Below are 21,931 nucleotides of genomic sequence, written 5' to 3'. Positions count from 1 at the left end.
TCGGCGTGCCGTACTATCTCAAATTCGAGGCGGTCGGCGGCGTCGAGCCGTATCACTGGAATCTCTGGGGCGGCGATCTGCCCTACGGCATGCAGTTTGACGGCGACACCGTCGGCGTGCTGTCGGGGACTCCTGGCTACGAGGCCACCTTCTACTTCACAATGCAGTTATACGATTCGAGTGTGCCCCCAAAGTCATTGCTGCAGTCGTATGCGCTCACCGTCGGACCGCCCGCAACTGTCTGTGGTGATGCCGACAACTCCGGCGTCGTATCGATCTCGGATGCGGTTTATTTGATCAATTATATCTTCGCCGGCGGACCGGCCCCGAACACCACTGCCGCCGATGCCGATTGCTCCAGCAGTGTTTCGATATCCGACGCGGTCTATTTGATCAACTACATCTTCGCCGGCGGACCGGCGCCCTGCGCTGCCTGTCCGTAGACTCAGCGTGCCGAATTTGAGTCGGGCACGTCGGAAGCCGCGCGCACCATCCGCTCATACTTCTCAAGGTTGAAGCGTTCGCGCACGTTGAGCGCGTCGCCTGGCTTGCCGAAACGTGGCTCCCGCAACACGATCTTTCGCTCTGCCGCAGCCTCACCGTCGCGAACGATGCGCAAGAGTTGCCCGCTGACCAGAATCTCCCCCGGTGGTGGAAACGACAGGTTCGCCGATTGATCGATATACAGCGGCCGCGCGCGATATTGCAGAAACTTCATCAACATCCGTTGGTATGCCGTCTCAATCTGCTGTGGATCGTAAGGCTCATTGCGTTCGAACTTGCGCACCTGCGGCAGGAACGCCTCAATTTCCGGTTGGGCGTGCTCGTACAGCCGCGCATCAACATGCCGGATCCAGTCGAAATACCACGACCGCCGCGCTAACTCGTTGTCGATCAGAATCACGTCCGACCGCTCGCCTAAGGCAAAGTGAGAGTACAGCCAGGGACTGACGATATCCCAGTCGGCGCAGAAAATCAGCGCGTCTGTTTCCGCGGATGCATAGAGATTGTGAACACCATCCAGCGGCGCGTGATTTCGTGACTGATCGTATTCCTGCCAGTTTAGCATTAGTCCCCAGACCACCAAGGCCGCCACGGCTCCGGCCGCTATCCCTGCCGACACTCGCAGCCGCTCGATCAGCCACCACACCCCCAGGCACCCAAAACCAAACAGCGCTACCACCGACGGCAGCAGATAGTTGTCGATGTCGGGAATCGAAAAGTTCAGGGCATAGAGACAGTTGAACACGAGAAAACAACTCAAGAGCATCGCCAGATGTCGGTGCCGTCGCCAGGCAGTGATTATTCCCAGAGCAACCGGCAGCCAGAACAATGCTGGGAACTGCTCGTAGAAAATCTGGGCGAAATCCCAAAGATTCCCCGCCAGCTCGCCGGGACTCTTGGAGAACATCCATACCTGATACTGCCAGCCGGTTACATGCCGCACGAAATTCTCCCAGGTGTGCGGCTGCCCCCAGTTGAAGATCGGATCCAGCGCTGCACGCACAGGCAGGTACAAATAGAGCGACGCCCCTACCACAACCGCACTCAGACTCAATGGGATGATTCGCTTCGTTCTCGCGATCAGCGCGCGCTGGCTGTACAAGTGGACAGCGATCGCCGGCAGCAGCAGGATCGTCGACATGTGATTGCCGAAAGCCAGCGCCACCACGAACGGCCCCATAACCCGCCGCCGCGTATCCAACGGCGACAGCAGCAACGCCAGGATCAAGCTGATGAACAGCAGATGTAAGGAATATACTTCATTTGTCGTACCTTGCCCCCAGATTAGCGGCGCACTGGCAAACAGCAGCGTCAGCATCGCCAACACTGAGATTGGTGCGGGCTCGTGACGGTCGAAGTAGCGAACGAAAGTAAAGAACAAGACCGCAGCGGTGACCGCCGTGCACAGAGCCCCAAACATCACCTGCGTCGTCATCAACTCCAGCGGCAGCAAGGCGAATAGTCGCCCCAGAATCGTGTACAGCGGATAGCCCGTCGGGTGCGCAATTCCGAGCGTCCCGTTGACGACAGCCAACTCCCCGGAGTCGATATACGCCACACTCGGATATCGTGTCAGCAGGTAAAGAAACAGGGTGAGGACAAAAATCCCCACCCCGGTCAGATTCCTGATCATGCGGTTGAATTTAGAACGGGAGGTCGTCATCCTCTTCCGTCAGCGGCGGTGCTTCTTGAGCCTCCGGTCCCGGCGCGCTACTCGGCTCGGGCGCCTCACCGCGGCGTCCCAGCAACTGCAGTCGGTCACCGACGATTTCTGTGATCCACTTTTTGTTGCCTTCCTTGTCGTCGTAGCTCCGGGTCTGAATCCGCCCCTCGATGTAAACCGGGGAGCCTTTCTGAAGATACTCTTTGGCGATCTCCGCCTGCCGCCGCCATAACACAATATTGTGCCAGGTGGTCGTCTCTTTCATTTCGTTGGTGTTCTTGTCCTTCCACTTTTCCGTCGTCGCGATGGAAAAAGTGCACACCGCCACACCGGAGGGCGTATACCGCAGATCTGGGTCCTTGCCCAGATTGCCAATCAAAATCGCTTTGTTAACCGACGCCATATTCTCAACTTCTCCTTTTTAGAGAGTGCCCCATTATAGACACTCCCGACTCCCGCTGTCAATCAGATATATGGCGTCGCTCCGGTCCCGGTCGAACTAAAACCGCCCAAGTCCCAGGGTCAGATTGAAACTCGGCCCCTCCAAATCGTCCACGGAATAACGCACGCTCTCAAGATCATCAATGAATCGATAACTGGCGCCGAGGCTCAAACGCACATTTCGCGAAAAACTCAGCGTCATGTCCATCTGCGGTTCCAGCACAAAGAAACCGTCATAATCGCCGAAATGCGACTCAAAGTAGTTCTCGTCGATATTCACCGAACCACCGCCGATCAACACCCCCAACGAGATCTGACCGTTACGCGGCCGACCGCTGATCAATCCCACTTCGAGTCCGCCGTAACCCATTGCCCATTCATCGTCGTCAAAGTAGCGATCATGAAATGGGTCATCATACTTGTCTTCCGGCAGTCCGTACGCCGCCAGCCCCAGATAGATTGACTGATTGAATTCCAATCCGCCCCGGATACCCAGCATGGTCTCTGTCTCTCCGTCAATCTTGCCGAACTTCAGTGCCGGCGACAAATACCACCCGAGTCGCACCGACTCCGGCTCGGACTGCTGCACCACCACTCGCTTGACTTGCGTCGTGCCCTTCTTGTTCTTGCTTACGCCGAATGCATTGGTTGCCAGCAGAAGCGCCATCAATACCGTCAAAGCTGTTCTCATCTTCTCCTCCGTTTCCATTGCCCGGACACGGGCATCATCGCCCCACGCAGTGAATTGGCAAACTTCGTGCCGACACCCTTAACTGGTTGACTTGTCAGCGAATGGGCTGCCACAGACATCGCTGGTCACGGAAGAGTGCACAGTATTTGTGCGTCTTCGATCGCGCTTGCTGCCAGAATTGAGAGTGATTAGTTACACCTATGACTTCAGCCGGAAGCCTTTATCTTGTTGCCACACCAATCGGTAATCTCGGTGATTTCACGTTTCGCGCCGTCGAGACTCTCCGAAACGTCGATTTCATCGCCTGCGAGGACACTCGCACTTCGCGCGTCCTGCTCGATCACTTCGACGTTCACAAACCACTGATCGCTTATCACAACTTCAACGAGCGCGCTGTTTCAGATAAGATTCTCGCGCGCATTCTTGCCGGTGAAAGCGTGGCGTTGATTTCCGACGCCGGAACCCCCTCGATCTCTGATCCCGGCTTCATCATCGTCCGCGAGGCGATCAGGCACTCGATCGAGGTCATCGCTATTCCCGGCCCTTGTGCCGCAATTACCGCGCTGTCAATCAGCGGTTTGCCTACCGATGCTTTCATATTCTACGGCTTTCTCCCGCAGACGGCAGGAAAGCGCAAAGCCGTCATCGAGTCACTGGCAGACCGCCGTGAAACTCTGGTGTTCTATGAGTCGCCATTCAAGATCCATAAGTTACTCGACCTGCTGTATGCTCTACTGGGGAAGCGACAGGTAGTAATCTGCCGCGAATTGACCAAGAAATTCGAGGAGATCATCCGGTCTGACCTCGAAATGGCGCGCTCAAAACTCGCTGCAAAGATTCTCAAGGGAGAGTTAGTTGTTGTTGTGCAAGGACTTGTAAGGGGACTTGATCGGGAAGCAGAATAATCTCGAAAATAATGTACAAACTCCCTTGACAAGCCGATAGTATAATCGCATATTGGCATGCGATTAGATTATATGTTGTCGAAATCAAGCATACACGCTGTTATGGCCCTTGCGGAGATGGCAAAACTTGCCCCCGGTAAGTACGCCGGCGCTGCTGAAATCGCCAGGACGGTCGGTGCCCCACAAAACTACTTGGGGAAGCTGCTGAAGTCACTCGCCGGTGAAGGGCTGGTTGTCTCCCAGAAGGGCTTCGGCGGTGGCTTCCGACTTGCCCGCTCCGCGGACGAGATATCGCTTTTCGAAGTCGTCGACCCGATTGATAACATCTCACGCTGGGGCAATTGCTTTATGGGCCGCGGCTTCTGCAACGAAGCGGAACCCTGTGCCGTGCACCACCAATGGAAGTCGATCCGCGAGCAGTATCTTGGCTTCCTGCACGAAACCTCACTCCTCGATCTCATTGAGAAGAAGGTGCAGCTTTGACCCGATACATTGACCATAATGAGATAAGTAGATGTGATTTCTATTGTTTGTTTATTTCAACTTCAACATTATTGCTTAGGAGTATTCTATGAAGCCGACCCAAATCCTCAGTGACGAGCACCGCATTATTGAGGTGATTCTCGACAGCTTGCAGCACTTTGTCACGCAGAGTCGCGCTGCCGTCAAGGTTGATCGCGACACGGCCGAGCAATTCATCGACTTCATTCGCACTTTTGCCGATGGCTGCCATCACGGCAAGGAAGAGAACCACTTATTTGTCATGCTCGAAGAGAAAGGCGCTCCGCGCGAGCACGGCCCCGTCGGCGTGATGCTGCACGAGCACGACCTCGGCCGTTCTTTCCTCCGCGGTATGGCAGAGAGCCTGCCGCAAGCCGCGGCCGGTGATGCCGCCGCCGTGACAACTTTCTGTGAGAACGCACAAAACTACATCGGCCTGCTGCGCGCTCACATTATGAAAGAGGACCAGATTCTCTTTCCGCTGGCTGATCGCATGCTGACGGAAGAAGACCAGTCGCGACTGCAGGCTTCATTTACACATGTTGAAGCGCACGACATGGGCGAGGGAACGCACACGCGCTACCTCGAAATGGCGCTTGGCCTGGCTAACAAATTTAACGTCCCCGCCGAACCGATCAAGCGCCAGATCCTTGCCGGCGGCTGCACCTGTGCGCACGGCCACAAATCCCAGTCTCAGACTGCGCATTGAGGGGAAAGTAGGAGGGAGTCATGAAGAAACTTTGGATCGCGTTTACCGCTGTCGTCCTGCTCTCCTTTGCCGTACTCGGCTGGGCCGGACTGCGGATTTATCAGGAAAAACCGCCGATCCCCGATCAGGTCGTCGCTACCGATGGAGCCGTGATGATCGATCACGGTCAGATCACTGCCGGGCAAAATGTCTGGCAGGCGATGGGCGGTATGCAGGTCGGCTCGATTTGGGGCCACGGCAGCTATGTCGCTCCCGATTGGACCGCCGACTGGCTCCATCGCGAGTGCATGTTCATTCTCAACGACTGGGCCAACACGGATTTTGCCGTTGCCTACGACAAGCTCGATCTTGAGAAGCAGGCCGCCTTGCAGGCGCGTCTCAAGAGCCTGATTCGTACCAACTCGTACAATCCGGCAACGAAAACGATCACCGTTGATCCGGTGCGCGTCCGCGCCTTTGAGTCGAATCTCGCGGACTACGCCGACATCTTCGCCAACGGCCACGAGCAGTACGCCATCCCCAAGGGCGCGGTCTCTGATCCGGTCAAATTGCGGCAGATGGCTTCGTTCTTCTTCTGGACCAGTTGGGCGGCATCAACCAATCGTCCCGGCGAAGAGATGAGCTACACCTCGAACTGGCCGCACGAGGAACTTGTCGATAACGTCCCAACCAGTGATGCTGTGATCTATACCGGTATGTCGATCATCATGCTGCTGGCCGGTATCGGCATGCTGGTTTGGTATCATGCCGCTCAGAAGAAAGAAGCCGTCGCCGAAAAGCTCCCCGAGCAGGATCCGATGTTCGGCTTCCAACCGACGCCGTCGCAGAAGGCCGTTATCAAATACTTCTGGGTCGTTTCGGGTCTGTTCCTTGTGCAAATGATCATGGGCGTGATTTCGGCACACTACGGGGTCGAAGGCCACGCCTTTTACGGCATCCCGCTCGCGGAGTGGCTGCCGTACGCCGTCACCCGCACCTGGCACACGCAGCTCGGCATCTTCTGGATCGCCACTGCCTGGCTTGCCGCCGGACTCTACATCGGCCCCGCTGTCTCCGGCGTTGAACTAAAAGGCCAGCGCCTCGGTGTCAACATTCTCTTCGGCGCGCTTGTATTGGTAGTGGTTGGCTCACTGACCGGTGAATTGCTCTCGGTGAAGGGCATGATGCCGGGCTCAAGCTGGTTCTACTTCGGCCATCAAGGCTATGAGTACCTCGATCTCGGCCGTGTGTGGCAGATCGCCCTGCTTGCCGGCCTGGCGCTCTGGCTCTACCTTGTCAGCCGCAATGTTCTGATCGCCATCAGGAAGGGCGGCGACCAGAAACCGCTGATGACGATGTTCCTCCTCGCCTCGATCGCGATCGGCGCCTTCTATGCCGCCGGTCTGATGTGGGGCAAGAGCACACATTTATCGATGGCCGAATACTGGCGCTGGTGGGTGATTCACCTCTGGGTCGAGGGCTTCTTTGAAGTCTTTGCCACCGCCGTGATCGCCTTCCTCTTCGCGCGGCTGCAACTCATCCGGCTCAAAACCGCCAACTCGTCCGTGATCTTCTCAACCACGATCTTCCTCTTTGGCGGCATCATCGGCACGTTGCATCACCTCTATTTCGCCGGCACGCCGACCGCCGTCATGGCGCTCGGGGCCGTCTTCTCCGCACTCGAGGTCGTGCCGCTCACGATCATCGGCTTTGAAGCCTGGGACAATATCCGCCTCGCGCGCGCGACGCCGTGGGTCGCCAAATACAAATGGCCGATCTATTTCTTCGTCGCCGTCGCGTTCTGGAATATGGTGGGCGCCGGACTGTTCGGCTTCATGATTAATCCCCCGATCGCTCTCTACTACATGCAGGGTCTCAACACCACGCCGGTGCACGGCCATACCGCCCTCTTCGGCGTGTACGGTATGCTCGGACTCGGCCTCATGCTCTTCTGCCTGCGCGTGCTCTACGTCCGCCAGGAATGGAAGGACAACATCATCAAGTTCTCCTTCTGGACGATTAATATCGGCCTGATGACGATGGTGCTGCTCAGTCTGTTGCCGATCGGCTTCATGCAGACCTGGGCGTCGGTGCGTCACGGCTACTGGTTCGCGCGCTCGGCCGAATTTCTTTACTCGCCGGCCATCACCGTCTTCAAATGGCTGCGCGCTCCCGGCGACACGATCTTCGCCATCGGGATCCTGGTTTTGGTGCTGTTCATCTTTGGCCTCGCCACCGGCCACTCGCTGCGCAGCCGCAAAGCCACTGCCGATCCCGCCCACAAACCCGAGCGGGTCGGGTAGGCGTCCAACCAAAAACACACCAGGGCACAGTAAGCTGTGCCCTGGTGAGACTCTCGGTTTCAAATGCTCTTGATGATTCTGGACGATCTACCTTCTTTTGTCGACTCGCTCTACCTAAACACCTCCGCCGCCTTCACAATCTGAATATCCTCTGCCGTCAGCTTCAGATCGAGCGCCTTGATTTCGTCGTTGATCGCCTTCAGGTCGCCCTCCTCCGCACCCGACGGTAGCTCTAACTTGGTGTCCAAAGACAGCAATTCCTGCTTGGCCGCCTCGCCGTTCGACACCACGGCCACAATCAACACCTGCCGCGGATGCAAATTGTCGATCGCCACTGTCTGCAGCTCGCTGCGCGGCACCGCGTTGATGTTCTTGCGGAAGTTATCAACGAACCCCGGCAACCCGTACCAGATCTCATCCATCTTCATCCCGAGTTGCTGCTCCGCCGTCTCGATCCGGAACGCAAAACTGTTGGCGACAAAGTCCTTCGTCCGGTCAATATCCTCCGCCGCCAGCGGCATCGTCGTCAGCTTGGTCATTTCACTCAGCATCAGCTTGATGCAGAACTCAAAATTGACCTCTTTCGGATACGTCCACATGTGGAAATACTGGTCGCGTCGTGGAATCCCCGTGCCCTGCATTTTCGACCAGCCGTCCGGCCGGAAGTATTCGACATAGGCGTACGCCCCATACGCCAGCCCGCGCTGCGACCGCACCGTCTGGAACAACCGTCCGAACATCTCGCGATGCTGCCCCAGGTAGCAGCCCAACAGTGTCATCGGATAGAACTGCGGAGACAAGCGATTGTCCTCGAGGACATGTCCAATTCGCAGGTTCGACTGCGCGCGGTTCTCTTTCTCCACCAGGATCACTTTCGGCGTCTTCGACAACTTCGGCATCACATCCGAGCGCACCACCCGTCCTGACGGCAACTGGTCGATGTCGGCGCGAAAACGATCGACCAATGAATCCTCCACCGCGCCGGCGATTCCGGCGATCACATTTCCTTGCAGGTAGTTCGCGCGATAGAAATCGACGACATCCTGCCGCGTGATCGCATTCACGCCCTTTTCCGTACCCTGCACCAGATGGCCGTAGCGATGGTCGGCAAAGATCGCATTCTCGAATACGCCCAGCGACAACTGCGCGTCATCCTCACGAGTCTGCCCGATGCGATCGAGTTGTTGTGTCACCGCCAGCCGGAATTCCTCCTCGGGAAAAGTCGGCTCCAGGAATATCTCTCGAAAAATCGAATAGAACTCGCCGGCGTTCTCACTTAAGGTTCGCCCCGAAATCACGACCACTTCCTTGTCGACCGAGATGTTGATATTAGCGCCGATCTGCTCCAATTTCTGTTCCAGTTGTTCGCGCGTATAGTTCTTCGTTCCTTTGTTGAGCAACGTCGCCGTCAAATTCGCTAATCCCGGCTCCGCTGCCGGATCGAGCGCCGATCCGGCTGAGACCATCATCCGATAGTACACCACCGGTACTCCTGGCTTGCCGATCACCACGAACCGCTCCGGCTGGGGTCCGGCACAAGAGACCAGGCTGACACAAAGCATCAACGCCGCCAGCACTCCCGCTACTACTATGAGCTTCTTCATCTTCACACCTCACACTCCGCTCTTGGGGACCAGCGTTACAACCGATCGATTCGTCGGCGCAAAGACTGTCAGCGCCACACTGCGAATCTTTTCGGCCGTGACCGAGCCGTAAAGATCGTACAGCTCGAACATCTTGCGGAAATTGCCGGCCAGAAGCTGATAGCTTCCCAGTGAGCCGGCTATCCGCGACGGGCGATCGAGGCGATAGATCATCTCCGAACGCAGGTTGTTCCGTGCGCGATCCAATTCCGCCGCCGGGATCAACTCGGTCGTCAACCGCTGCAGCTGGCCATAGATCGTGTCCCGCACCTCGTTCAGCGACGCTCCACGCCGCAGCCGTGCGCTGATCGCCGTCAGACTTGGGTCCTTGCGCATGTCCGCATTGCCCCACACTGACTCCACCAGTGCCAGCTCGTCCCGCAGTCGCTTGGTCAGACGTCCCGACTGACCAAACAGCACCTGGTTAATCAGATTCATCGCGGCGAGATCTTCAAGATTGTCGCGCGCTGAACCGATGTGGTATCCGATCCGCAACAGCGGCGGCGTCTCATCATCTTTCCAGGTGAACGCCATGCTCCGCTCTTCCGTCTGGCGCGGCTCGGGCAGGATATTCGGTACATACGCCTCACCCCGCGGCCAGCCAGCGTAGAACCGATTAACCAGCTCCTTGGTCTTTCCGACGTCAACATTTCCAGTGACTACGAGCACGCAGTTGTTCGGAGCATAAAAACGGTTCTTGAACTGCAGCCCGTCTTCATAGGTCATGTACTTCTCAAGGTCTTCTTCCCAGCCGATCACCGGGTGCTGATAGGTGTGCGTCGTATACGCCAGTCGATCGTGTTCAACGCTCAGGAACCCCTCGGCATCGTCGGCGACACCACGTCGACGTTCTTCCTTCACCGGTCCCAATTCCGTGCGAAACGTCTCATTCGTGAAATTCAGATTCTGGATTCGATCCGACTCAATCTCCAGCATCTGTTCCAAAAAGCGCGCTTCAGCGTTCAGGAAATACGCTGTGTAGTCGGTCTCCGTCCAGGCGTTGTTCTCGGCCCCCAACGGGGTCACCGCGTTGACGAAACTCGGATACTTCGGCGTCCCCCGAAACATCATATGCTCAAAGACATGTGCCAACCCCGTGATGCCGGCACGGTCTTCATCCCGGGAACCGGCATTCACGAATGTAAATACGCTTGCGGTTGGCGAAGTCGTATCGGGACAAATCAATACCGTTAACCCGTTCTCCAGCTGTGACACATCGACATTCAGATCAAACGCCGCCGCTTGGCCCAGCAGCGACAGCGCCAGGACAACAATCCCAATTGCCTTTCTCCCTGATCGCATCTCTACCTCCGCTTCGGATTGAATTCGATTTTTTCGAAGCTACCTACTCCCCCGATCCTGGTCAAGCCAAAAGGGCGTGACAGAATGACAACTACCTGCTGGCTTGAGCTCCGATTTTCCGACGGCTGTCTCGCCGCGGCCCTGAATCAGGGAGACCCAACTGCCGCCTCATCGCCATAACCTGTTTTTCGGCAATACGATAACAACAGCCATTGAGGTGGTTTTTGGCTTGAGACCATGACTGGCACGCGCGACGTCATTCCCGAACCGGCCACCCTGCTACTCTTTGGCCTCGGCGCCGCCGGCATGGGCTTGGCTCGCCGTCACAAACACCCCAAGACTTAGTCCTTCAGGACAGGGCACAAAAACAGAAGCCGGATCAACGATCCGGCTTCTGGTCTTTGGGCTCGTGAACGCTTTCTGGTGTTGATTATAGACTCAATCGCCGTCCTCTTCATCCTCATCTTGTTCCGGGCAATCTTCGCGCAGGAATGCAATCACCGACGAAATATTCTCGACCGCCTCACCCAGCGCCTGTGCCAGTTTGGCAATCTCCGGCTTGGTCTCCGGGAACATCTTGAGCAAGCCGGCCACCTCGATGAGCAACTCCCGGTCATCTTCAGTCGGACGGCCGGCTACGAAGTTGTTGGTGAGATTCGCCACTGCGCACGCCGAGAAAATCCCGATCCGCGGATCGTCAGCTTCTACCACCAGTGCGAAGCGTCCGGCCGACTTCGCCGTCGCAGCCGTTGGCTCCGCTTCGTCCTGCGGATGCGCTGCAACGATCGGTGTGCCGGACAGAATCGCTTCCAGCAACTCCGGAAACTTCGTCAGCTGATTCAGGCGGTTCAAATCATCCACTCCTTCGCGCCCGATTGCGCCGCTATCGTGTCAAGTATCGGCGCAGTCGGAGCCCGGCTTGAGATTCATCTTGACCGCGAAATCAGCGGGCGTTACAGTGATTGCTCCTTCGCTGGACTTTACCTATACTGAATCGACGCCGAGGCGGCCGGGCGGCTGCCGGCAGGAGGGACTACCGTGAGCGATCTGTTTGGCGACGAAGCACCGGTGCGTAAAATCACGAACGCGCCTCTCGCCGAACGTATGCGCCCCGAAACACTGGACGAGTTCGTCGGCCAGCACGATCTCATGGATCCCGGCAAGCCCCTGCGCGCTCTGCTTGACAAGGGGAAGATCCACTCGGCGATTTTCTGGGGCCCGCCGGGTTCGGGCAAGACCACTCTGGCTTACTTGATCTCGCGCTTGCTCAAACTCAAGTTCATCTTCTTTTCAGCGGTCACCTCGGGCATCAAGGAGATCAAGGCCGTAATGGTCGAAGCTGAGAAGGAAGAATCGCTCTACGGTAAGCGAACCATCCTTTTTGTCGACGAAATCCACCGCTTCAACAAAGGCCAACAGGATGCCTTTCTTCCATATGTGGAGTCAGGCAAGATCGTTCTCCTCGGCGCCACGACGGAGAACCCGTCGTTCGAAGTCGTCGGCGCGCTCCTGTCGCGACTTAAGGTCTATCTCCTGAAGCCGCTCGATACGGCCGATCTCGATCACATCATCACTCGTGCCCTCGCTGATTCCGAGCGCGGCCTCGGCGGCAAACAGATCACGCTCCATGTCGATGCCCGCGAATACATCCTGCAGGTATCCGGCGGTGATGCCCGCAAGGCGCTGACCTTGCTCGAACTCGCGTGCGAAGCCGACCCCGATTGGGAGCAGGGAAGGGCTGAGATCACGCTGGCGCGCATCACTGAGGTCCAGCAGAAGAAGGTCTTGCTCTACTCTAAATCGGGCGAAGAACATTACAATCTCATCTCCGCGCTGCACAAATCGATGCGCGACTCCGATCCCGATGCCGCCCTTTACTGGCTCGCCCGCATGTTGTCGGCCGGCGAGGATCCGCTCTATATCGCGCGCCGCGTTGTCCGCTTTGCCGTCGAGGATGTCGGTCTCGCCGATCCTAACGCCATGGCCGTCGCCCTGCATGCCAAAGAGGTTTACGAGTTTCTTGGCACTCCGGAGGGCGAACTCGGCATCGCGGAAGCCGTCATCTACCTGGCGTGTGCCCCCAAATCCAACAGCGCCTACCAAGCCTTCGGCAGCGTCATGAAAACCGTAGAAGCTGAGCCGGCCTACGAAGTCCCATACCACATTCGCAACGCCGTCACCGGACTGATGAAAGGTTTCGGCTACGGCGCCGGCTACCGGTATGCCCATGACGAGCCCGACGCCATCACCGGCCAGTCCGATTTGCCCGACCAGCTCTCAACGCGCCGTTTCTACTACCCGACCGACCACGGCCTGGAAAAGAAGATCAAGGAACGCCTCGAATTATGGGACACCCTCCGCCAGAAGAAGCGCCAATAGCAGCAGCTTGCATCCCCCGAATTTCCCGTAGTCTTTCCACCCCGATTCTTGTATAACATCTTCGATGACAAACCTGCGCATCGTTATCGTGGCCGTGCTGGCCGTTTGTCTGCTGGCACCCGCTGCCTTCGCCAACAAGATCCTGATCTACATGGATCGCGAACAGACTAACCATCTGAAAGCCTACGGCGTCGCCTATTGGTCGCTGACCCAGGGCCGCAACGTCGAATGGCTGCTCAACTACCGCGGCGGCTCGTTCCTGCTTGATGCCGTCGAAGGCATCCGCAATATTTGCGCGCTCCGTGGCGTCGCCTACACCGAGGTCAATGCCGCCGACGAAGCTCTGATCCGCGCGACGATCGAAGAGAACAATATGGAGTCAGTGTTGCTCGAGAAAGCGCCGGCCGTGGCCATCTACTCGCCGGCCAATAAAGAACCGTGGGACGATGCCGTCACCCTCGCGCTGAAATACGCCGAGATCGAATACAAAACCGTCTGGGATGCCGAGGTGCTCGACGGCCGCCTCGAAGACTACGACTGGCTTCATCTGCACCACGAGGATTTCACCGGCCAGTACGGCCGGTTCTATAATTCCTTCCGCAACACGCTCTGGTATCAACAGGAGGTTGCGGCTAACGAACAGATGGCGCGCCAACTCGGCTATCGCAAAGTCTCCGATATGAAGAAAGCTGTCGTCAATACCATCGAGGACTTCGTCGCTCGCGGCGGCTTCATGTTCTCGATGTGCTCCGCGCCCGAAACCTTCGACATCGCCCGGGCCGCCGAGAATACTGACATCGTCCCGCGTGAATTCGACGGCGATCCGATCGATCCGGACTTCAATGCGAAACTTGACTTCGACCGCTGCCTCGCCTTCGAGAATTTCACCCTGTCGGTGAATCCGCTCGAATACAAACATTCCAACATCGACACCTACCCCGATCGCCAGGTTTACTTTCCGGTACCCGATCTTGACTACTTCCAGTTGTTCGACTTCTCCGCCAAACTCGATCCGGTCCCGACCATGCTCGTGCAAAACCACGTCGGCGTCGTCAAGGGCTTCATGGGACAAACCACCGCGTTCCGCAAGTCGTTGCTGAAGAAGTTCGTTACCATCCTCGGCGAAGTCGAAGGGCAGGATGAAGTCCGCTATGTCCACGGCAACTATGGCAAGGGTACGTTCACTTTTCTCGGCGGTCATGATCCCGAAGATTATCAGCATATGGTCGGCGATCCGCCCACCGATCTCGACCTGCACAAGGACTCCCCCGGCTACCGGTTGATTCTCAACAACATCCTGTTTCCCGCGGCCAAGAAGAAAGAGCGCAAAACCTGACCGGCTTCAATCTTGACTCATGCGATTTTTTTCACTTGATTTTCCGTCGGCGTCGTATTAATTGCTGATACCTATCAGCTGACTCTTGCAGTCGGCCTGACGAGTTTATCCTTCATCGCCTAAGTACGTCGCCACTCAGCCGTCGCGAACTCTCGTCGTAAGCTGGTGCAGCACGCCTGACTCGAAGAAGTTTTGAATGACCAGCTTGGCCAACACCGTTGGAGGTTTTTGTGTCGGGAAGCAACGACATCTTGATCGCGAACATCAAAGAGAAGGGTAATGAAGTTACCGCGTTTCTCGAAAAGGAAGGCATCCAGGTTCGCTACACATCGGTGCGCCTGATTGACTATCTGATCGCCGGCCGCATCGCGGTCGTGCGCCGCACCGTCGAATCGTTTCTCGCGGAACTGGCCAACAAAATGGTCTATCGCACCGCACCCGAATTCAAACGCAGCTTCCCCGATCCGATCTACATCGTCGAGGGCTCGGCACCGGCGGCGACGATCTCCGCCACGACACCCGGTCGTGCCGGGATCACTTACTTGACCTTCGTTCATCGCATCCCGATTATCTTTTCTTCGACACCCGAAGAAAGCGCGAAATATATCGCGCTCATGATGAAGCAGGCTGAATTTGCCGCTTCGCCCACCGATCAATCCGCGTCGGCTGATGCCGACACCGGCGACGAGCTCGATCAGCCTCTGCCGGAGCTGGATGCCGAAGTGCAGATTCAGGTGCTCAGCTCGATCCCGGGCATTAGCCGCGACAATGCCACCTTGCTGCTGTCGCGCTTCGGCTCCCTGAAAGGCGTTTGTTCGGCCGATGAAAAAGACCTGCAGAAGATCAAAGGCATTGGCGCCAAGAAGGCCAGGGCGATCATCTCTACCATCACCACGGTGACCATGCCGACGGAGAAGGATTCCAAGAAGAAAGCCGCGCACTCGCCGATTGCTCGCTGATCGCACGGTTGCCTCCCGCTTCGATTTCCCTATATTGCGCGCGTGCACTCCCGCCTCTCCTTGAGCACTGCCTGCGCCTGCGCAGCTCTTCTCGTTCCCCTGATCCTCTACGCGTTGACACTCTGCCGCGGTATCCCTGTCGGCGATAGCGCCGAATTGGCCTTGGCTGCCTCGCGCCTGCAGATCGCTCATCCACCCGGTTACCCGCTGCTGACTCTCGTCGGCAACGTCTGGGCCGGGGCGGCGTTCTTTCTGCGACCGATTGTTGCTCTGAACCTGCTGAGCGCTGTCTGCGCCTCCGGCGCTGCGCTGATGCTGTTCTTCGTGCTGCGGTCCTTCGCCGCTGAGCGAACCGCACCTGTCCAGATTACTGCGCTAAGCGTGGCTATCGCCTTCGCCGCCACGCGCACGCTGTGGTCTGTTGCCACGGACTTCGAGGTTTACGCGCTCTCGGCCTTCCTCGTCGCGCTCGCTCTCTGGAGTCTATTGCGCTGGTGGCACGCCGGTGACCGCCCTGCCTTCTATCTCTCGGCCTTTACCCTCGGCCTCGGACTTGCCAATCATCTCTCAATCTTCGCACTGGTTCCGGCATTCCTCCTCGTAAGCTGGTTGCACCGTCGCACCGTCCCCCTGCGCGATTTTGTTGCGGCCGGTTTGTTCCTCTTGCTTGCCCTTTCCGGATATCTCTATCTGCTGCTGCGCCCCGGTGCTTCCTTGATTCTGAGCTGGTACAATCCGCAGACTTGGGTCGGGTTCCAGCAGCAAGTCTTCGCCGAAAGCTATCAGCGTTTCCTCGCGGCGCCGCAATTCGCCGACTTGCCGCCCTACTTCCACCGCCTCGGACTGCAACTGGCAGGCGAACTTGTCGTGCCCGTGCTGACACTCGGCGTGATCGGACTCGTAGTCCAATTCCGTCGCAATGCGCGTCTCGCCGTAGTCCTCGCGCTGACGGTGATTGCGAATCTCGCACTCAACTTCAGCTACACCATCGCCGACATTGCGCCTTATTTCTTGCCCACCATCATCGTGGCGTGCCTCTGGATCGGTGAGCTGTTCTTCAAGCTTTCGCACCTGCGCCGCTTGATCTGGCTCGCGCCGCTCCTGGCCTTCGTCATCGCGGTCACCGCTGTTGTCGGCAACTGGAAGACTTGCGACTTGTCGACCCGTACGAATTCCGAGCTCTACGCTCGCGATCTGTTCGCCCGCGTGCCCGGCGGCGGACTGCTCCTCTGCGGTTCTGACAACTCGATGTTTCCGTGCCTCTACCTCCGCTACGTTGAAAACTATCGCCCGGACTGCGCTGTCGCCGGCCATCTCCCCACGCTCTCGCATCTGCAGCGTCTGCTCAATTATCGCGACACCGGCAACTGGACGCACTTTCGTAATCTGCTCGACTACGGCCTTGACTCGACCACGCTTCCCATCGTGATGGCGCGCGAATTGATGAACTACGAGAATGACTATCCCCGCCTGCGCACGGATCTCACCCCTCTCGACCTGGTCTACGTCAAAGACTCTTCGCTTATCGCTGCTCTCGCCGGGAAGCCGCTGCTCCTTCCGTGGAATTCACCCCCGGCAATCTATGATCCCAAAGAAGCCGCTCTTTATTGCGTTTACCTGCTCGCCCTGGCCGATCAGGCGCGTTCCACTGATCCGGCCGAATCCGACCGTCTCGTCGTTCAGGCCTCTCAGCTGGTGCAGGCGACGCGCGAACCATCAACCGTCAGCGCTCTCGCTGCCGCCTTGGTGGCTGCCGACAGATTGCCGGCTGCTCGCCGTCTGCTGGAGTCGGTCGTCAACGACCCCTCGCTGCGCCGCAGTGAACGACTGCAGTTTCTGGCGGGATTGGGTCACGTCAGTTTGCGACTTGATGACCGCGCCGCTGCGCGAAAAACCTTTGAGGAAATTCTCACTCTGGATGCCACCAACGTCGAGGCCCGTTTCCAAATCACCGCCATGCGCGCTGCCGATGCCTTGACTGCGCGTGATCTCCCGCAGGCACTTAAGCTGTATGAAGAGCTGCACGACCTCGTCCCTGACCACGCGCCCGTCAACTTCCAGCTCGGCTTGCTCTATGCACAGCGCGGCGAGGCCGCCGCAGCCATTGCCGCGTTTCAGCGCTGCCTTCAAGCGAACTACCGCGTTGACGAGGTCGAGGAAATCTTGGGTAAGCTGCAGTAAAAGCCGGGCCGGGAAAAGCGTCGAGCTGTTATGCTACCGTCGCCTTGGAGCCCGTCGCGACTTCGCCGATCAGGCCGTCTCTTGAAAGGGCAGTCAAACGTATCGGCAGAACCTGATTCTCCAGCGGCGTTTCGCTGTCAACATGCACGCGCAGATAATTGTCTGTATAGCCCGCCCAACGCTCGCCTTCGATCGTCTCAAACAACACTTCAGCCGTTCGTCCGAGATAGGCGGCGCCGAATGCCCGCCGCTTCCGCGCGCTCAACTCGATCAAGTTCCGCGTCCGCTCCTTCTTGACTTGATGGGGAACCTTCGGTTTCAACGCGTACGACGGCGTGCCCGGCCGGTCGGAATAAGTGAAGACATGGAAATAGGCAAACGGCAGCTCGGTCAGCATCTCGCGGGTGTTGGCAAACTCCTGATCCGTTTCGCCGGGGAAGCCCACCATCACGTCCGTACCGAGTCCGATCTCGGGCACTTGCTTGACCGTCCATTCGATGAACTTCGCAAACGGCGCGATCGTGTGCTTACGCCGCATCGCGCGCAAAATCCGGTCATCGCCGCTCTGGATCGGGATGTGCAGGTAGCGGCACAGCTTCGGCGAAGTCGCCATGTACCGCACCAGCTCCATGCCGATCGTCGTCGGCTCGATCGAGCTGATCCGGATTCGTTCCACCCCGTCAACGGTCTCCAGCCCCTCGATGATCTTCAGCAGCGTCTTGCCGTCGTTTTTGTAGGTACCGATGTTCACGCCCGTCAGCACCAATTCGCGATGTCCCGCCGCTGCCAGACTGCGCGCCTCGCGCATGATATCCTCAAATTGCCGGCTTCGGGCCCGCCCGCGCACCGTTGGGATAATGCAAAAGGAACAGAAGTGATTGCACCCGTCCTGAATCTTCAGGTTCGCGCGTGTGTTGAAGCTATACAGCCCGGCCGTCTCGATCGTGAATTCGGTCTCCGGCAAACGCAGCGAATGAACGATCTCCGCCGCCGGTCGCTTCTGCAACGTACCGAGGAATTCCCCCACCCGCAGCTTATGCTCATTCCCGATCACCAAGTCCACCCCCGGAATTGCCGCGATGGCGCTGACGCTGTGCTGCGCATAACACCCGACGACGGCCACGAAGGCTGCCGGATTTACCCGCAGCGCCTGCCGTACCGCCTGCCGGCACTTGGCGTCCGCCTGCTCAGTCACCGTGCAGGTGTTGATCACCGTCACTTCTGCGGTCTCGCCGAACTCGACGATCTCGTATCCGCGTGCGGCCAGGCTGTTGGCGATGATCGCCGTCTCCGCCTGATTCAGTCGGCAGCCCAAAGTATGTAATGATGCTTTTGGCACTCAGGTTTCCTCGCGTCTGTCCGCTTGCGCGTCGCCATCATTCCCGCCGCTCACGCGTCTTCGTAGACTTCGCGAATATACGTTTCGGGCCGCCTCCGGTCAAGCCTGCCGGTGGTGACACGAGGTGCGGCGGGTATGCAGTACGAAGGGGAAGAAGCACCGCAGAACAATTCCAGGCTCCCGCAGGCAAGACGAAAAAGCCCGGCGTCACTCTCGACGCCGGGCCTTCCTCTACAGCGACGCTTGTGTGCGTGCTCTTACTTCTTCAGTTCGCGCCGCAGCTTCGCCAATTCCTGGCGCAGCGCTTCTACTTCCTGATCCTTCTGCTTTAACTGCGCATACAGTTCCTTGATTGCCGCCAGCGCGATCCCGGATGGATCAATCGTCGAAATCGACTTTCCATCCGACCCCACACCGAACGCTTTCTGAAAATCCTGCGCCGTCGGCCCGATGTGCTGAGATCCGGCATCACCTCGGTAATTCCACTTGGTGATTTCGAGGTCGGCGATCTGATCCAGCAGCTCCGCGCCGTTTACCTTTTTAAAATTCTCCTTGGCATTGGCATCTGAAGCGTTTACCCAGTCGGTGCCGTCGCAGTATGCGCCGCCGGCGACGTCGATTCGATGGCTGGGAGCAACTCCGACGCCCAGCGAGCTGTCGACATAACCCAGCCCGTCAGAGTCGAAATCAATCATCACTTTGTTCGCATTATTGACGGTGACGTTGCCTTTGACCACGCCTTTGTTCTTGACCTTCATTGCCACGCCAATATCGCTGCCGCTGGCAACCACCTGGGCCGTCGCCGTATCAACTGAACTCGTCACGCCCCGGTCAATCAACCCATCGTTGTCGTCATCCGCCGTCAGAACGTGGAGTGCCTCATCGCCGTCACAGCTCGAACTAATCGTGCGGTTCTTGTCCGCTCCAGTGCCCTTCGATTTGATCGCGACGGAGCAGGTTGTCGGCGTCACAATCTGCGAAATCTCGCTGTCGGGCGTGCCGTCTTCGTTGGGATCACAGCTTAAATGGCTGGAGGCCGACGTTGAACCCGTGCCTGTCGCCGCCTTCACGCTGATAATCCCGCGGCCTTCGACAATTCCATCTCCGTCGTCATCAACTTCGATCACCTGAACCGCGGAGCTGTCATCACAAGAACTGCCGATTGTCCGGCCCTTCGCCGCGCCCGTTCCCTTTTGATTGATCGCGACGCCACAAGTCGTTGGCGTCACGAACTGAGCGATCTCGCTTTCCGGCACGCTGTCGCCATCAGAATCCGACTGAAGCGCTGTCGATGCACCGGGACTTAATCCAGAGGACGTCGTCTGGATGACGACGCGGTTCTTGTCCGCGCCGGTGCCTTTCTGATTGATCGCGACGCCGCAGGTCGTCGGTGTCACACTCTGTGCAATCTCGCCCTCGGGAATCCCGTCGCCGTCACTATCATATCTCTGCCCGAAGCTCGCGCTCTGGGTCTGCTTGCCAATTGTAATATTGGTACTGATCCGCGCTGGAGTAGAATCAATTTTCAACTTCAATGAGACCCCGCCCGTGTCGCAAACCTCTTCAGTTTCACTGCTCCCGCCGCCCGGGTTGATGGTCCGCTTTCCGCTCGCCGAGCCGGTCTTGCCCTGTCTGGCCGTATACGACTGCGTTACGACTTCGCCGGCAACCACAACGCTGTTCTCGGCCACAATCGAATCGGGCGTGCAGCGCAACTCGGAAATGCCGTCCTGACCGCTCGATCCAATGTTGTGTACTTCCAGTCTTCGCTGTGCGCCACCAAAGATGCTGACGACTTCGTCGTCCTGCGAGCGCGAACCGTCAAGAGCGAAGGCAGCCGTACGCTTGGTCCGGCCGGTCGAACCCTGCTTGGCAGTATAGGACGACATGACCGTCAATCCTTCGGACAGGGAACTCATTTCAATCACCGAATCGGGCTTGCAGCGCAGAGTGACTTCCACGCCGTCCTCGCCGCTGGAGCCAATGCTGAGACTCTCAACTCGGCGATTCGCGCCACTGCCATCAACACTCGAAGAAACACTGTTCTCCGCGATGCCGTCGCCGTCAAGGTCGGCCTCCACGACCGTCGTGGCCGAGTCCTGGTTCGTCGAGCTGACGACTGATCGATGAGCGCTCGTCCCCTTGGTCTTGATTGCCAGCCGCGCATTCCCACTGCCGGATTCACACTCGCTCGTGATCAATGCTGCGCCCGAAGCAAGCGCGCTGCCGGCAGCATGAAGCCCGGCCTGTACCTTCTCTCCGAAGGTCGCATAGGCGTTGCTCATTGTATCGCCAACTATAACGATCCCCGGTCCCGTCTTGATGTCGCCGTCAACTCTTCCCGCCGCTACCGCATACGGCGCCGCCGCCAGGCGGGTCCGCGGCGAAATCGGCGGATCGCCGCCAATCCGAACCTCAAGATATCGTTCGAGCGCGATTGCTCCGCCGCCGCCACCGCCGCTGCCGGCAACAATGTCCGTCGTCAGTGGCACAATCGAACCTAAGGTGACGCTGAACAAACCGTTGGTGACCGCCACGTTGGGATGCGTTTCGGTCCACAACGCCGTACCGCCCGCCGGTGTTTCAAAGATCGCGTAGGTGATGTCAATCGTCCCGCTGATTGGCGCGTCGTCGCTGTCGAGCAATCGACCTGAATGTCCAATCAAAACCGGCACCGTCGCTGTCGCTGAAGAAATCAATAGCCCAATCACGAGCAGACCGACCGCAATACTGCTAACCGAACGCTGCATACTCGACTCCTCCCGGTGGGGAAACTCAGGAATAAAATGGGTTTGGAATTCTGGAACCAGTTGCTTGCCCCAATATAAACCGCTCTGGCGATTATGTAAATGAATATCTATCTATATAATCTATATTGTTATAATATCGTCGGATCTTGATGATAATTAGGATGTGAAAAGTCCTAAATTGATGTAAGTAATCACTCACTCGCACTCGGAAGCCGCTGATAACATAAGACACAATCCAACAATTAGTTAACAAGTTTTCACAAAGATATACTAAACTTACTCCTCTTTAAATAGAGCAAATTATCGAAAAATGCCTTGACAAACTAAAGCTGGTTAGTTAATTACC

The 21,931-nt window shown here is 57.7% G+C and carries 18 protein-coding genes; 10 read left to right on the top strand and 8 right to left on the bottom strand.

All coding sequences use genetic code 11. The features are described from left to right. Nucleotides 1–443 (top strand): hypothetical protein (locus IT585_11260; GenBank protein ID MCC6963819.1); only part of this gene is annotated, 443 nt, incomplete at its 5' end. Between the two features lie 2 nt (nucleotides 444–445). Here IT585_11260 and IT585_11255 read toward each other — a convergent pair. The 3 genes from IT585_11255 to IT585_11245 form a co-directional block, all read right to left on the bottom strand. Further along, entirely contained in the window at nucleotides 446–2,167 is a 1,722-nt protein-coding gene (locus IT585_11255; protein ID MCC6963818.1) for a DUF2723 domain-containing protein, read from the bottom strand. After that, on the bottom strand, nucleotides 2,148–2,570 hold the full coding sequence (locus IT585_11250) for a single-stranded DNA-binding protein (protein ID MCC6963817.1): 423 nt from the start codon (nucleotides 2,568–2,570) through the stop codon (nucleotides 2,148–2,150). Before IT585_11250 ends, IT585_11255 begins: the two co-directional genes overlap by 20 nt. 96 nt (nucleotides 2,571–2,666) lie before the next feature. Beyond that, nucleotides 2,667–3,299 (bottom strand): hypothetical protein, encoded by a 633-nt coding sequence (locus IT585_11245; protein ID MCC6963816.1) that lies wholly within the window; start codon nucleotides 3,297–3,299, stop codon nucleotides 2,667–2,669. Nucleotides 3,300–3,499: 200 nt separating this feature from the next. Here IT585_11245 and rsmI point away from each other — a divergent pair, with 200 nt between their 5' ends. The 4 genes from rsmI (at nucleotide 3,500) to IT585_11225 (ending at nucleotide 7,696) form a co-directional block, all read left to right on the top strand. Next, a complete protein-coding gene (gene rsmI / locus IT585_11240) occupies nucleotides 3,500–4,204 on the top strand; it encodes a 16S rRNA (cytidine(1402)-2'-O)-methyltransferase (GenBank protein ID MCC6963815.1) in 705 nt (234 codons plus the stop codon). A 102-nt stretch (nucleotides 4,205–4,306) separates the two neighbouring features. Beyond that, on the top strand, nucleotides 4,307–4,687 hold the full coding sequence (locus IT585_11235; protein ID MCC6963814.1) for an Rrf2 family transcriptional regulator: 381 nt from the start codon (nucleotides 4,307–4,309) through the stop codon (nucleotides 4,685–4,687). Nucleotides 4,688–4,775: 88 nt separating this feature from the next. Continuing rightward, nucleotides 4,776–5,414 (top strand): hemerythrin domain-containing protein, encoded by a 639-nt coding sequence (locus IT585_11230; protein ID MCC6963813.1) that lies wholly within the window; start codon nucleotides 4,776–4,778, stop codon nucleotides 5,412–5,414. A gap of 20 nt (nucleotides 5,415–5,434) precedes the next feature. Next, nucleotides 5,435–7,696, top strand: a complete 2,262-nt coding sequence (locus IT585_11225; protein ID MCC6963812.1) for a nitric-oxide reductase large subunit — start codon at nucleotides 5,435–5,437, stop codon at nucleotides 7,694–7,696. 110 nt (nucleotides 7,697–7,806) lie between these two features. Here the strand turns inward: IT585_11225 and IT585_11220 are convergent, their stop codons facing one another. Next, nucleotides 7,807–9,300, bottom strand: coding sequence for an insulinase family protein (locus IT585_11220; GenBank protein ID MCC6963811.1), 1,494 nt, complete (start codon nucleotides 9,298–9,300; stop codon nucleotides 7,807–7,809). A 9-nt stretch (nucleotides 9,301–9,309) separates the two neighbouring features. Continuing rightward, entirely contained in the window at nucleotides 9,310–10,641 is a 1,332-nt protein-coding gene (locus IT585_11215) for an insulinase family protein (protein ID MCC6963810.1), read from the bottom strand. A 237-nt stretch (nucleotides 10,642–10,878) separates the two neighbouring features. Between IT585_11215 and IT585_11210 the strand changes: the two genes are divergently transcribed. Then, nucleotides 10,879–10,986 carry a PEP-CTERM sorting domain-containing protein gene (locus tag IT585_11210; protein MCC6963809.1) on the top strand — a complete coding sequence of 36 codons (108 nt, stop codon included), beginning with the start codon at nucleotides 10,879–10,881 and terminating at the stop codon, nucleotides 10,984–10,986. Nucleotides 10,987–11,079: 93 nt separating this feature from the next. On the opposite strand, the gene IT585_11205 is transcribed toward IT585_11210, so the two are convergent. Then, nucleotides 11,080–11,493, bottom strand: coding sequence for a hypothetical protein (locus IT585_11205; protein ID MCC6963808.1), 414 nt, complete (start codon nucleotides 11,491–11,493; stop codon nucleotides 11,080–11,082). Between the two features lie 252 nt (nucleotides 11,494–11,745). Between IT585_11205 and IT585_11200 the strand changes: the two genes are divergently transcribed. The 4 genes from IT585_11200 to IT585_11185 all read left to right on the top strand — a co-directional run bounded on the left by IT585_11200 (nucleotide 11,746) and on the right by IT585_11185 (nucleotide 17,496). Next, nucleotides 11,746–13,020 (top strand): replication-associated recombination protein A, encoded by a 1,275-nt coding sequence (locus tag IT585_11200; protein MCC6963807.1) that lies wholly within the window; start codon nucleotides 11,746–11,748, stop codon nucleotides 13,018–13,020. 64 nt (nucleotides 13,021–13,084) lie between these two features. Continuing rightward, nucleotides 13,085–14,356 (top strand): asparagine synthetase B, encoded by a 1,272-nt coding sequence (locus IT585_11195; protein MCC6963806.1) that lies wholly within the window; start codon nucleotides 13,085–13,087, stop codon nucleotides 14,354–14,356. Nucleotides 14,357–14,586: 230 nt separating this feature from the next. Then, a complete protein-coding gene (locus tag IT585_11190; protein MCC6963805.1) occupies nucleotides 14,587–15,315 on the top strand; it encodes a hypothetical protein in 729 nt (242 codons plus the stop codon). A gap of 162 nt (nucleotides 15,316–15,477) precedes the next feature. Further along, nucleotides 15,478–17,496 carry a DUF2723 domain-containing protein gene (locus IT585_11185; protein ID MCC6963804.1) on the top strand — a complete coding sequence of 673 codons (2,019 nt, stop codon included), beginning with the start codon at nucleotides 15,478–15,480 and terminating at the stop codon, nucleotides 17,494–17,496. 28 nt (nucleotides 17,497–17,524) lie between these two features. On the opposite strand, the gene mtaB is transcribed toward IT585_11185, so the two are convergent. Together mtaB and IT585_11175 are read right to left on the bottom strand one after the other, a co-directional pair. Beyond that, a complete protein-coding gene (gene mtaB, locus IT585_11180; GenBank protein ID MCC6963803.1) occupies nucleotides 17,525–18,835 on the bottom strand; it encodes a tRNA (N(6)-L-threonylcarbamoyladenosine(37)-C(2))-methylthiotransferase MtaB in 1,311 nt (436 codons plus the stop codon). A 257-nt stretch (nucleotides 18,836–19,092) separates the two neighbouring features. Further along, complete coding sequence (locus tag IT585_11175; protein ID MCC6963802.1) at nucleotides 19,093–21,585, bottom strand: tail fiber domain-containing protein; 2,493 nt, start codon at nucleotides 21,583–21,585, stop codon at nucleotides 19,093–19,095. Nucleotides 21,586–21,931: the final 346 nt, after the last annotated feature.

The organism is Candidatus Zixiibacteriota bacterium (assembly GCA_020853795.1).
Taxonomy (GTDB): domain Bacteria; phylum Zixibacteria; class MSB-5A5; order CAIYYT01; family CAIYYT01; genus JADJGC01.
The sequence above is the reverse complement of the archived record's forward strand: the minus strand, read 5'-3'. Positions and strand labels throughout refer to the sequence as shown.